The 12,954-nt window shown below is 38.0% G+C and carries 15 protein-coding genes; 11 read left to right on the forward strand and 4 right to left on the reverse strand.

Translation table 11 applies throughout. The annotated features are described in order from the left end of the window. Positions 1-103 precede the first annotated feature (103 nt). Positions 104-703 (forward strand): hypothetical protein, encoded by a 600-nt coding sequence (locus tag B3D98_RS03180; RefSeq protein WP_288580517.1) that lies wholly within the window; start codon positions 104-106, stop codon positions 701-703. Between the two features lie 47 nt (positions 704-750). Further along, a complete protein-coding gene (locus B3D98_RS03185; protein ID WP_288580519.1) occupies positions 751-1,734 on the forward strand; it encodes a hypothetical protein in 984 nt (327 codons plus the stop codon). Positions 1,735-1,985: 251 nt separating this feature from the next. Here the strand turns inward: B3D98_RS03185 and fumC are convergent, their stop codons facing one another. Both fumC and B3D98_RS03195 read right to left on the reverse strand, forming a co-directional pair. After that, on the reverse strand, positions 1,986-3,377 hold the full coding sequence (gene fumC / locus B3D98_RS03190; RefSeq protein ID WP_048390523.1) for a class II fumarate hydratase: 1,392 nt from the start codon (positions 3,375-3,377) through the stop codon (positions 1,986-1,988). Positions 3,378-3,655: 278 nt separating this feature from the next. Then, a complete protein-coding gene (locus tag B3D98_RS03195; RefSeq protein ID WP_259948915.1) occupies positions 3,656-3,871 on the reverse strand; it encodes a hypothetical protein in 216 nt (71 codons plus the stop codon). Between the two features lie 386 nt (positions 3,872-4,257). On the opposite strand from B3D98_RS03195, the gene B3D98_RS03200 reads away from it, so the two are divergent. The 3 genes from B3D98_RS03200 (at position 4,258) to B3D98_RS03210 (ending at position 7,215) form a co-directional block, all read left to right on the forward strand. Then, a complete protein-coding gene (locus B3D98_RS03200) occupies positions 4,258-4,815 on the forward strand; it encodes a hypothetical protein (RefSeq protein WP_288580523.1) in 558 nt (185 codons plus the stop codon). Between the two features lie 448 nt (positions 4,816-5,263). Beyond that, positions 5,264-5,995 (forward strand): AAA family ATPase, encoded by a 732-nt coding sequence (locus B3D98_RS03205; RefSeq protein ID WP_115674008.1) that lies wholly within the window; start codon positions 5,264-5,266, stop codon positions 5,993-5,995. Then, positions 5,992-7,215: a GNAT family N-acetyltransferase gene (locus B3D98_RS03210; protein WP_288580527.1), complete on the forward strand. Its 1,224-nt coding sequence runs from the start codon at positions 5,992-5,994 to the stop codon at positions 7,213-7,215. The genes B3D98_RS03205 and B3D98_RS03210 overlap by 4 nt, the downstream gene beginning before the upstream one ends. Positions 7,216-7,245: 30 nt before the next feature. On the opposite strand, the gene B3D98_RS03215 is transcribed toward B3D98_RS03210, so the two are convergent. Beyond that, complete coding sequence (locus B3D98_RS03215; protein WP_288580529.1) at positions 7,246-8,628, reverse strand: PLP-dependent aminotransferase family protein; 1,383 nt, start codon at positions 8,626-8,628, stop codon at positions 7,246-7,248. A 110-nt stretch (positions 8,629-8,738) separates the two neighbouring features. Between B3D98_RS03215 and B3D98_RS03220 the strand changes: the two genes are divergently transcribed. Then, a complete protein-coding gene (locus B3D98_RS03220; RefSeq protein ID WP_009370971.1) occupies positions 8,739-9,179 on the forward strand; it encodes a GNAT family N-acetyltransferase in 441 nt (146 codons plus the stop codon). A 104-nt stretch (positions 9,180-9,283) separates the two neighbouring features. On the opposite strand, the gene B3D98_RS03225 is transcribed toward B3D98_RS03220, so the two are convergent. Continuing rightward, positions 9,284-9,976, reverse strand: coding sequence for a class I SAM-dependent methyltransferase (locus B3D98_RS03225; protein ID WP_259419065.1), 693 nt, complete (start codon positions 9,974-9,976; stop codon positions 9,284-9,286). Positions 9,977-10,207: 231 nt separating this feature from the next. Between B3D98_RS03225 and B3D98_RS03230 the strand changes: the two genes are divergently transcribed. From B3D98_RS03230 to B3D98_RS03250, 5 genes are all read left to right on the forward strand, one after another. Next, positions 10,208-10,810 (forward strand): CPBP family intramembrane glutamic endopeptidase, encoded by a 603-nt coding sequence (locus tag B3D98_RS03230; protein WP_288580536.1) that lies wholly within the window; start codon positions 10,208-10,210, stop codon positions 10,808-10,810. A 72-nt stretch (positions 10,811-10,882) separates the two neighbouring features. Further along, positions 10,883-11,068 carry a hypothetical protein gene (locus B3D98_RS03235; RefSeq protein ID WP_048390683.1) on the forward strand — a complete coding sequence of 62 codons (186 nt, stop codon included), beginning with the start codon at positions 10,883-10,885 and terminating at the stop codon, positions 11,066-11,068. Then, on the forward strand, positions 11,061-11,228 hold the full coding sequence (locus B3D98_RS03240; RefSeq protein WP_016993359.1) for a hypothetical protein: 168 nt from the start codon (positions 11,061-11,063) through the stop codon (positions 11,226-11,228). Before B3D98_RS03235 ends, B3D98_RS03240 begins: the two co-directional genes overlap by 8 nt. An 8-nt stretch (positions 11,229-11,236) precedes the next feature. Then, positions 11,237-11,869: a hypothetical protein gene (locus B3D98_RS03245; RefSeq protein ID WP_288580543.1), complete on the forward strand. Its 633-nt coding sequence runs from the start codon at positions 11,237-11,239 to the stop codon at positions 11,867-11,869. An 81-nt stretch (positions 11,870-11,950) separates the two neighbouring features. Beyond that, the gene (locus tag B3D98_RS03250) at positions 11,951-12,937 is read left to right on the forward strand and encodes a helix-turn-helix transcriptional regulator (RefSeq protein WP_288580546.1); all 987 of its coding nucleotides are present in this window, start codon (positions 11,951-11,953) and stop codon (positions 12,935-12,937) included. Positions 12,938-12,954 lie beyond the last annotated feature (17 nt).

The raw sequence follows: 12,954 nt of genomic DNA on the forward strand, positions 1-12,954 counted from the left end.
GCCATGTTAAACGTAACTTTTAAATGGAAAATATTATAAAAAATTAACTAGTGTAAGGTATTATTATAATAAATGGCTAACCTTCTAAAGAGGAGTGAGAGAGATGAAGCTCGTAAATGTTGTATTGACAGGACTATTGATAAGTGGATTGTTAATAGGTTGTACCGAGGAAGGAGAAACGAAAGGGGAACAGGTAAAAACAGAAGAAACAACAATCAAACACGTAGCAGCAGTAAACCCTTCGAAAATCTGGAGTGATGTATCAACCCCTGAAGGCTTCAATAACTATGAGATTGAACCAACGTTGGAAGCTTGGATTGCCTATCATGCCCAAGATATTAACAAAACAACAGACGTAGACGAATATTATCTAAGGGCAGATCGTCTCACGAAGGAAATGATATATTTTAGGGTTCAAGGGGAAGACCTTCAAAAGGATTTTGAAAATTTAAATGTACTGCAGATTTTGATGGGACATCTGGATTATGTAATATCGGTTGAGAAACTCCAAGGTCTTGATACAGCTGAGTCCTATGGAGAATTAACTAAGTGTTTTACGTATTTCACTGAATTACTTCACGATCTCAACGTAATCATCAATAACGATGGCAAGGGTGAAACATATGGGCTCACACACCAATTAGACGGGAGCAAGGTGGACGAACTCGAAAAATTTCTTTATACAGAGGCCAGAAAGGAGTAAAAGCTCAAAGTGAAATATTTATTAGCAATATTGAAGGGGGAATATTTTTGAATAATAAACAACTAATTCCTACAAATGTAATTAAAGAAGAGTTCGAGGCTATTTTATTAGAACATGCTAGTATTGCGCATTGTGAGATTAATTTAAAAAACGGCACGTTCAAAAATATACAACGATTAGACACCCGCTATGACGAGTTTGCTTTGGATATTATGAATAATGAATTTTGTTTTAGTCTAAAAGAAAAAAATAACATAAACTTTTATAGAATTAATCTTGAAACATTTAATCAAACACATGCTATCACATTAAATTTAAATAATTATTTTTCTTCTGAAGAAATTAAGGATGAAAGTTATTATTCCAAGTTAATTTACCTTAATCCTCAATATTTGTTGTATTTTATTACGAAAAGAGAAATTAACTATGGACGTCCTTTTTATCAATGTATTTTTTTGATAAACACTTCAACAGGAGAGATAAAACGATTAAATCCTTTACTTCCAAACGGAGATAATTTACTTAGATTAGATACTTCCAAAAACATCTATCTAAGCAATCACAATCACTTATTACTATTAAAAACTGGGAGAATTAGACCCTTTGAGAAACAAGCAATGTATAATGGAGTAGATATTGAAAGTCCTTATCATGACCACCTTGAATCGATTTACTTAATGGAGGTTTCATCTTTAATTAACCAACAGAATTTTAATAATGCGACATTACTATCTTTATTAAATTATTCAGGTGTTTCTGAAAACTTACGATATGAGAACAATATTCTTTCATACGTAGTATCTGATTTTACGAACAACACTAAAGAGTTAATAAAACATGATTTGTTAGACGGGGATGTTTCAAAATTTCAAGATGACCAATTAATACGAGATTATTTAAATTATGATTTTGAAATATTACCAAACTACTATCATTATATCTCTAAATTATCTAAACAAGATAAAGCTGATACGTTTAATCTAATTGACGATGAATTGTCGTTTAATGTAAAGCTGGATAAAATAAGCTGAGAGAATTTTCACTAGTTATAAGCATCTGTAATGGAGTATGGATTACATAGGAGGCAGAATAAACCACTCTCCGATGAAGTGACTGCATAGGATAGATACAATTATTTTCATTAGGAAGCTATTTGGCATGGATTCGATAGTCTATCGAGATTCATGTCTTTTAATTTTGCTTCCAACCATGCTAAAAATATTTCTCATAAACAAAAAAAGATTGAAGCCCATTAGCCTCAATCTTTTTATGGTCGCTTTCATTATTTTACGTTCGGATAAATCATTGTTGCTGGGTCTACATATTCATCGAACTGTTCTTCTGTAAGTAAGCCACTTGCGATGGCTGCTGCCTTTAAGGTCGTGCCTTCTTTGTGGGCCTGTTTTGCGATTTTTGCTGCGTTTTCATAGCCAATATATGGGTTTAACGCTGTTACAAGCATTAATGAATTTTGTAAATTATGATCGAGTACCTCTTTGTTTGGCTCAATGCCTACTGCACAATGGTCGTTAAATGATTTCATTGTATCCGCTAATAGGCGAGTTGATTGTAAGAAGTTGTAAATAATGACTGGTTTAAAGACGTTTAGTTCAAAGTTACCTTGAGAAGCGGCGAAGGCAATCGTTGCGTCATTTCCAACTACTTGTGTAACAACCATTGTCATTGCTTCACTTTGGGTAGGGTTTACTTTACCTGGCATAATGGAAGAGCCTGGTTCGTTTTCTGGGATCGTAATTTCCCCAATACCTGAACGAGGGCCACTTGCTAGCCAGCGAACGTCATTGGCAATTTTCATTAAATCAGCCGCTAAAGCCTTTAATGCACCGTGTGCTACAACTGCTTCATCATGACTCGTTAGGGCATGGAATTTATTTGCAGCTGATGTAAATTGTTTGCCTGTTAGCTCACTAATTTCCTCAGCCACACGATCACCAAATTCAGGGTGAGCATTGATTCCTGTACCGACTGCTGTTCCACCAATTGCAAGCTCCTTCATATAGTCAATATTTTGGATAATCATATGCTCTGATTTTGAGAGCATGGCTGCCCAGCCACTAATTTCTTGACCTAATGTGAGAGGTGTCGCGTCCTGTAAATGCGTACGACCAATTTTAATAATGTCTTTAAATTGAGCTGCTTTATCTTCCAAAGTTGCTTTTAGTAAACGTAGTCTTGGTAATAAATAATCTTCCACTTTTAAAACAGCCGCAATATGCAATGCTGTTGGGAATGTATCATTTGAGCTTTGTGATTTATTGACATCATCATTTGGATGAATACGGTCCGCTTCACCAGCATCCTCTAATAGTTGATTCGCACGGTGAGCAATGACTTCATTCACATTCATATTGGATTGTGTACCACTACCAGTTTGCCAAACCACAAGAGGAAATTGATCGTCCCATTGACCATTTAAAATTTCATCTGCAGCCTGCACGATGGCATTTGCTTTAATATCAGAAAGTTTGCCTAGTTTATTATTCGCAATCGCCGCACTTTTCTTTAGGATTGTCATAGCTTGCACAAGCTCGATTGGCATTTGTTCTGTACCAATTTGGAAATTTTCTTTACTGCGCTGTGTTTGCGCGCCCCAAATTTTATTAGCAGGTACTTTAATTTCACCCATAGTGTCTTTTTCAATACGATAATCCATGTCAAAACAGCTCCTTTAGTATGTAAAGTTCTCCTCATGTACAGATAAAAACGGATACTCTTAGTCTGATGTAAGAATATCCGTTTGATACATGCTTATTCAAAAAAGAGGGGGATTCTGAATGAAGCAATTTGGAGGAAGAAATAATCTATTGATAATGATAATTGTTATCAATTAAAAAGTCAACGGTTTTGCTTGAAGAAATTTAAAGTGAATGATTCGCAATCATTACCTATTTTATTCCCGAAAATTAAGGGAATAAACCATGTTTTAGTTGATTATCTCTTTTTCTTTCCAAGCTCTTTAAGAGGCTGCTTTTTAGGGATTTTTTCGAATAATATCTTCACATGAAAATTGTTGTCATCAACTTGAAGTACCTCCAACACCTTTGCCTTGCGCCCTTTAATGCGAATATCTTCATCCACAGTAGGTAGCTTGACGAGCAATTGACTTAAAACGGACGTCTTGTTTTCGTAGTAATGCGTCACAAACATCGCGATTCTCCTTCTGACTTTTGATTGTTACTCAATTTATGAGCGAAAGATAATAGTTAGAACTTTGGAGATGGTGAGCAAAGAATGAATGAAACCGTTCGAAAAGCCGTTAGAGGTGATCATAAAGAGAGGAAACCCGCTCATCGAGTTACTGAAGGTAATCATAAAATGAGAGAGCCAAGCACAGAGGAAAACTAGTAATTAGTTTCCTATAGAAGTTTATAACTTAGTGAGGGGAAAGAGGCGTAGAATCCCATACAATACTTAATAGTCATATTGTGGGTGAATGGAATAAATATATTTTACATTTCCGGTTGGTTAATTATGTTAATATCACGTTATATTAACATGATTAGATAGTAAAGAAAAGGAGGCGAGTAAGTAGAATGACAAATAATATCATTGAACAAGCAAAACGAGGGTTGGAGGGTTTTGCTATTGGGGGTTATCATACTAGCGGAAATTTTAGTAAGTATCGGGAGGATTACTATAAATATTTTGGAGATCCAGATGATGAAACAAGAAAATACGCTATAGCTGCATTTACTTGTATGCTGGGTACTTGGGAAACGGGTTCTCTTCAGATATTTCAGCCCATACAAGAGTGGGAGGAAAATAAAAAATGGAGCTCAAATCCATTAGACCAGAAGCGATTTTATCGTTTAAAAGATTATCTTTATGCACTGTTAGCACATCATGAGCAGATAGAGAAAGAATTCCCCTATATGTATGAAGATATTGTTTTATTTTTAATAAAAATAGAAATAAATCAAGGGATCAGATATGAGGAATGGTTTCCAGAGCATAACCCGAATTTGTTTCAGCGATTAAGAGAAGAAATTTTAATACCTAAACAACATTTGGTAGATAAAAGAAGTCATCGGAAATTCTTATTAAAAGAAATAGGTATTGAGCCTTTTTTTGAATCGGATCAATTTAGGTAATGAAAGTAATCCAAAAGTGGATGGAATCGCTCAGAAAGGGTTCCAAGGTAATCGAAAAGAGAGACACCCCGCTTATTAGAGACAATCATTCAGCAAGCCACTGCGAAATAAAATTGCAATGGAAAACACTACTGCATGTTGCAGGGAAATCATTCACTTAATCAGTTAGAGAGGAGGTCAATGTCCACTTTTTTTATAAAAAAATCAAAAATATGACATGATACTACATGTAGGAATTGCAACTTTCGACATGTTTTTTATTTATTTCTCGGGAAATATCTCATAGCTAGTTGTGAAAATGGTAGGGTCTTCGTCAGCTGTTTTAGGCTATTTATGTTGGGCAGGCTCGGGTGGATACATAAAAAGGTGACATTTCAATCAAACAGGTGGGTGGATTACGTTTCAGCTTGAGGGATGTTCGCTATAATAAGAGTAAGGAGGAAATGAAATGTATTTAAAGTCATGTAAGGTGTTACAGGATACGATTCCCAATAAACAGGAGTATCCTTTTAATATTCCAAGCTTGCAGGATTTGCATGAGCTGGAGTTTCCGACGAATGTGACGTTCTTTGTTGGGGAAAATGGTTCGGGGAAATCAACATTACTGGAGGCGATTGCTGATCGTTGCGATTTCAATACGGCTGGTGGCGGTCGTCAAAATTTATATGAAGTACATAAGGCGGAATCTTCATTGGGGGAATATATCCGTTTGTCGTGGCTGCCAAAAATATCGAATGGGTTTTTTCTTCGATCAGAAACATTTTATCAATTTGCCAGTCATATTGATTTGTTAGAGCGCCATCCAAACAAATATGCTGCTTTTGGTGGGAAATCACTACATCATCAATCTCATGGTGAATCCTTTCTTGCGTTATTTATGAATCGTTTTAAGGGTAAAGCCATTTATTTATTGGATGAGCCTGAGGCGGCATTGTCACCAACGAGGCAGCTGAGCTTGCTGAAAATAATGAAGGACCTTGAGCATGAGGCACAATTTATTATTGCTACACACTCACCCATTTTGCTTGGCTATCCGAATGCCACGATTTATAGTTTTGATCAAGGAGAAATTGAATCCATTCGCTATGAGGATACCATTCATTACATCGTGACCAAACGTTTTTTGGATGCACCACAGTCGATATTAAGAGAGTTATTTGATGAGGAGAGGGAATCATGAATCAACGAAAAGGCTTAATCATGCGAGAAATTCGATTGGATGAAATGGCACAGTCCATTGATTTACTGAATTATGTCTTTCAAATGTCAATGTCCATTCACAAGGATCGTCGCTTTGTGAATGCGAAGAGTAGGCAATTTAATGAAGGGCATGCGATCGGGTGGTTTGATGGTTCACAACTAGTATCGCAAATTTTAAGTTTGCCTTTTGAGGTGAATGTGCATGGCAAGATTTATGAAATGGGTGGCATCACAGCAGTTGGGACATACCCTGAATATTCAGGACATGGCTTAATGGAGAGTTTGATAATTGAAAGTCTGCAAAGTATGCGAAATGAAGGACAGTATATATCCTATTTATTTCCATATTCTATCCCTTATTACCGCAAAAAGGGATGGGAAATTATGAGTGATATTGTGGAATTTCAAGTGAAGGATACACAGCTTCCTCATTATGCTGGGCTTAATGGGAAAATTCGCCGTGTTGATCCCAAGCATGAGGATGTGGTGGCTATCTACGCACGCTATGCGCAGAAAACGCATGGGGTAATGGTGCGCAATAGTATTGCCTGGAACGAGAAATTTCAGGAGGATTTCTGGGAGGAGAAATTTATAGATAGTGATGTGAACCTTCAGGCAGCGGTCTACTATGATGAAGAAGATGTGGCACAGGGCTACATGTTCTATCGTATTATGGAGGAAAATTATTACATTGATGAAATCGTCTATTTGCAGGAAGAGGCTCGTAAAGGTTTATGGAATTTCGTCTCGGCTCACAGCTCGATGGTCTACAATGTCTACGGGAAAACAACCGGTAATGAAGCGGTAGCCTTTCTATTAGAGGACAGTGAGATCATTCAAAAGGTATCGCCTTATTTCATGGCAAGAATCGTCGATGTCAAAGAATTTTTACTGCGCTATCCATTTATTGGTCAGAATTTCGAGCTTCAGCTAGCTGTCAGTGATCGCACTGTGGCGTGGAATAATGGTACCTACATCATCAAAATGAAAGATGGAAACCTTTCTGTGCAGAAGGTAAGTGAGACGTTGAGCGCGAATGCTGTCCATTTAACAGTGCAAACACTGGCTACTATGCTGTTAGGCTACAAACGTCCAACCTATTTAGAAAGAATTGAACGATTACAGGGACGTGCAGAGGATATTGCATTGCTCGAGGCGGTTTTACCAGTAGGTATCCCAACATTTATTGATTATTTTTAAGTGGTATGGTAAGAGCCATAACGTTGACGGTTATGGCTGCCACGCCTCTTTTAACAGCTCAATGCCCAGCTTGATTTCTTCCAACGCTAATTTACTAAAGCCTAATTGCAGCATTGGTTCCTCATTTTTTTGATGGATAAAAAAGGGGCTTGTCGGATAAACCTTCACACCGTAAGTCGCCGCTCGTTGGATCAGCTGCTGCTCGGAAAGCGGAGACTTTATCTTCACTAATACATATAGTCCTGATTGCTCGCCTAACACGGATATTTGCTGACCGAAATGTCGTTGTAGCTCCTGTACAAGGTGCTGCATTTTTTGTTTATAGGTCAAACGCATTCGTTTAATATGGCGTGACCATTCTCCCTGCGCCATAAATTGGGCCATTGTGCGTTGATGGAGGGACGAAGCATTTTGTTCAAAATGAGCAAAACGCTCTTTATAGGGCTGAACAAGTGCATTTGGTAGCACCATATAGCTTAAACGCACACCTGGTAAAAACGATTTAGAGAAGGTGCCGAGATAGATTACCCTTGATGAGTCGATGGAAGCAAGGGCAGGAAATGGCTGTTGCGTATAGCGAAACTCTCCATCATAATCATCCTCTAGAATATAACCATCGACTTGTTGAGCCCATTGTATTAAGGTCTGTCGCTGCTGAATAGACATGGACACACCGTATGGGAAATGATGTGACGGGGTGACATACATTAAGCGTGATTGACAGTTTTGGAGTATGTCAAGTTGAGCTCCTGTTTCCATTACAGGTAGTGGCTCTATTTCGAAGTGATGTAACTGGAAGGCTTCCCGTGCACCATCATAGCCAGGGTCTTCCAAAAGAATGCTTGGGAAAGATTCTTTTAGTAAAAATCCAAGATACAAGAGCATTTGCTGTGTGCTACTACCAATAACGATATTGTCGCTCGTTGTATAAACCCCTCTTGCTTGCAGTAAATATTGCACAAGCTGCTCCTTTAGCACTGATTCTCCAAACAGTTCTCCATATTCGTAACAGGTTGATTCCTGTAATACTTGATTGGCAATTTGGCGCCATGTTTTCATGGGAAAATGTTGCTGATCGACAGCCCCAGCGCGAAAATCTACAAGATAGGATGCAGCCTTCTTTTTTGGCTGTGTCATAGGGGACTGTTCCTGCTCCTTTAGAAAAACCTGCTCTAGTGCATTGACGAAATAGCCTTTTCGTCCCTCCCCACGTATATATCCTTCTGCTACAAGCTGTTCATAAGCGGTTAATGTAGTATTACGACTGACCTGTAAAGTATCTGCAAGTTTTCGTATAGAGGGCAGGGAATCATCTGTTTGAAGTGAACCTTGCATAATAAGTGCTTTAATTTGCTGGTACACTTGCTTATATTTTGCCTCTTTTTCTGTTAATAGAAAGATAAAATCGTCCATCAGGCACCACCTTGACATGTTAAAATGTTTGGAACTGTTTCTTTTGAAATGTCAGATTATTTACTACCATCATACTAGAAGGACAATCAAAAGGAAATGGAGATTAAAATATGAAAATTTGTATGGTGACACAGCAAACGATGGGAGACGTAGTCCCATTATTTAATGCCTATCGTGAATTTTATGGACAATCATCTGATTTACAGCAAGCTGAGCAGTTTATACAGGAGCGAGTAATGGGAGCAGAGTCTATTATTTTCCTGGCATATTTGGAGGAGGAGCCAGTTGGATTTGCACAATTGTTTCCAGTCTTTTCATCCGTAGCTATGAAACGAGCGTTTCTCTTAAATGATTTATTTGTGGCGAAACAAGCCAGAAAACAAGGTGTAGCACAGGCGTTGATGGAGCAATGCTATAGCTATTGTCAGCAGGAAGATGCGCGTTACATGATGCTAGAAACTGCCAGAGATAATGTCCAAGCACAGAAGCTCTATGAAAAAATGGGCATGACGATTGATGAAACTGTTTATTATTACAGTATTTATTGGTAATTTTTTTCGATGTGATGGATGTTGGTGGAGAGCCCGCTCAATACCACTATAAATCTAAGTTTCAGCCCCCACCATTGATTGTGACTATGGTGGGGGCTTTGTGGTTAGGCGTGGCTCATCCATCCTGCGAAGAGACCTGATGAGAAAAAGCGGGTAATATTTTGAAAGCCCGCTTCACTTAATAGCTGTTGGATTTCTTGATCGGAGAGGAAGGAAATATTCATGATGCCCTTGCCCATGCTATCTACCTTTTCTTTTGTATAGCCGGTCTCTAAAAAGTAGCTTTGCCATATTTTGATGCGATCTTGTAGCTCGTCACTTTCTCGTTCTCCGTAGGCACAAGCGAGGACAAAGGGCTTTCCAGGTTTTAATTGCTTGTGAATATTTTGCAGTAGATGGAGTTTCTCCTGTCGATCTTCAATAAAATGAAGAACTAGGATACAGCTTGCCGCATCGAATTTCGGTGTTGATTGGGGTAAGCGCTCAATTGTTCCTTGTAGTAGCTGAACGCGACTTTCAATATCCAGTTGCACGGCTTTATGTTGTGCAATTTGGAGCATTTCCTCAGATGGATCAACCCCAGTGAACATCCATTTAGGGTTTGTTGGTCCCCATGCAGAAAGCTCGTTGCCCCCACCAGCTCCTACAACAAGCAGGGATGCTTCTTGTTCTCCTAAATGCATGCGGAAATAGGCTTGTGTCACGGCAAATAATGTGTCATAGGCAGGCACTGAAATTCTTGTGCTGTGCTCATATGTTTGTGCCTTTTCTAATAATTGTGTAGATAATGTACGCATTGTGATAGCCTCCAGTGTTTTATCGTCTCTATTACAGACCTTTAATATCTGTAATTGAGTATAAATGAAAGTAACTGAAAAGACAAAGGAGAAGCCCTTAGACATCGTTTTTTATTGTAAAACATTTAATAATTAATAATAAAGATAAATAATTTAATGTTTATCGTTAAATATCTATTGAAAAAAATGGCACTTTCTTCTATGCTTGTAGTAAACAGGAGGGGAAATAAGATGATGAATAGTTTAATCAGTGCCATTTTGCAAGTGATGTTATTTTCAGTGATTCCGTTTATTTGGTGGCTTTGTACAGCGAGAAAAAAACAGCTCTTTTTAACGTGGATAGGATTGCAAAAGCCTATTATTGTGCACAAGGGAAGGTATGCTATGTACATTGTACTTTCTATTTTCACGATGTTAATACCGAGCTTTGCGCTAGTCTTTTTCTATATTGATCGCTCCTTGCTAGCGGCGAATCAATTCGCGGGACTTGGAGCTGCTGCCGTCATTCCAGCACTTTTCTACGCTATTATTCAAACAGGTTTATCAGAGGAGCTATTATTTCGCGGCTTTTTATTAAAGAGATTGATGAAGATTTTTGATTTTCAAGTAGCAAATCTCTTGCAAAGTATTGTTTTTGGCTGTGTTCATGGGGCCATGCTATGGTCGGTGCTTCCGCTTCATGTAATCTTATTAGTTGTGCTTACTACAGCGCTTGCTGGCTATGTGATGGGCTGGGTGAACGAACGAATTGCTGGAGGTTCCATTGTCACTAGCTGGAGTATCCATAGTATTGTAAATTTCATAGCGGCGTGCTTGTATATGTTTAAATTTTGACTTATTTGCATTTCTTTGCTGTCACTTGCATAATAGGGCAGAGAAGATTTTTTCGTGAAGGGACGTGCAAGCATGACAGAGTGGCCTAAGGGAGTAGCAAAACCAGCAATTCGCGCATTACATGCAGCGGGCTATACAGAATTGAAGCAGCTAGAAAGAGTTGAGCTTTCTACATTAGCTCATCTTCATGGAATGGGTCCAAAAGCTTTAGCAGCGATTGAGGCGGCACTAAAGGAAAGTAGGGAACTTCGTGAATAAGCTGACATTGTTTTTACTGGCGATGGTTGTCTATTATATCCTCGTTGTAGTCGTTATTAGCAAGCTGTTTATTATTCCTATTATGAAAGTGATGGCTCTTATCTTTTTTATAGGGGCAGGCTATATCTTTTCTCGTAAAATGCGTAGGAAATTACAGTAGGAGGTAATATGAAAATTGTTAAATTAACATTCTTTTATTTAGCTATTATTTTATTGGCATTGACGCTGTCCTTAGCGGGTGTTCGTCTATCCATCTCTCTTGGGATATTTGCATTAATTACGGTAGGGATGATTTATCGCCATATACATATTTTATACCGCACAAACAATATGGAGCAGGTGGATAAATGGGTTAAAAATCACCGAAAAGAGCCTATATTTGCTGCTCTCTATGCATCAGCTTACGGGACAAAAGAGGAACAGATTCAGGCAATCGATGTCATCATCCATCATTATAAGCAGCCAGCCATTAAGTACAATTACCTCTTTATTAAGGCCATTATGGAGGAGAATCTTGGTGCTGCTAAAGTAGCCGCAAGACAAATTGATAAGGAGCCTTTAACTAGCTATGCACTATGCTATATTGCTGCGCTGGAAGGTCGAGCGGCCGATATGAGAAGTGATAAACTAACACAGCCGTGGATGCAACTTGCAATTGAAGCGGTCTATGCCTGTACAATAAAGGATCAGGCTAATTTCCGCCAATTCGCGGATGCCAGCATCCAACAAGCACGTGGCATACAGAAATACGGTTTAATACATAATTTTAAGCAAATGGAAGATGAATTGGTAAAGGCATAATGGAAGGGCTACTTGATAACAGTATCAGGTAGCCTGATTTTGTGTCAGAAATCATAAATTAATTCAATGAGGTGAAAATGTTTGTCTAAAATGGATCAAATGATGCAGATTTTATGGATGTTGAATTCAGGTAGGAAAATTACCGCGAAAGAAATCGCTGAAAAATTAGAGATTAATATCAGATCCGTTTACCGCTATATTAACTCACTTTCTGCCAGCGGTGTGCCGATTATAGCTGAAACAGGTCATCATGGAGGATATACCCTGTTGAATAATTTTATTAAAAGTCCTCTTATTTTTGATGTTGATGAGAAAGCGGCATTACTTCATGCTTCTATTTTTGCAAAAGAAGCTGGCTATTTTTTAGATGAGGCATTAATCAGTGCAACAGCAAAGCTTACAATGTATTCAAATCAAGAGCAAGAAAAAATGATTCAACAGCATTTACAAGGTTTCGAGATAATCGGTCCAGATGAATCCTCCTTGGAGCCACTGTTAAAAAAATTAGAAGAGAGTATAGTAAAGAGAACATCTATAGAAATGGAATACCATACTAATAATGAAGAGCAATCTAAGTCTAGGGTGGTTAATCCATATGGTTTGGTTTATTGGAAACAAAACTGGTATGTCGTTGCATTTTGTCATGTAAGAAATGAAATCCGTACTTTTAAAGTAGGCCGAATTAGTAGTCTGCATCAAACAGGCATTCCTTTCCAACGACCACAATCTTTCTCTGCCAGTGATTTTTTTATGAAAAGCCTTTTTCCCCAAGCCGAACATAAACAGAACCTTGTGCCCTTCATCATTTGTGGAAAGACAAGTGCTGTGGATGCGATCAGTCAGCATTGGTTTTTAAAGTATCACCTCCAAGAACGCACCAATAAGAACGCAATATTTTTAGTAGATGAGGAAGCACTACATACATATGTACCCTATTTACTTTTTCCCTATGGAAAATCAATCCAAGTAGTAGAACCAATAAGTCTAAAGCAAAAGATAATTGACGTTCTATATGAGCTCATCCATTTTTATGAAAATGAAAACTTTACTGACGGAGAATGTCAGTAAAGTTTTTTTATACTAAG

Source organism: Lysinibacillus sp. UBA5994, assembly GCF_002429725.1.
In the GTDB taxonomy this organism is placed as follows: domain Bacteria; phylum Bacillota; class Bacilli; order Bacillales_A; family Planococcaceae; genus Lysinibacillus; species Lysinibacillus capsici.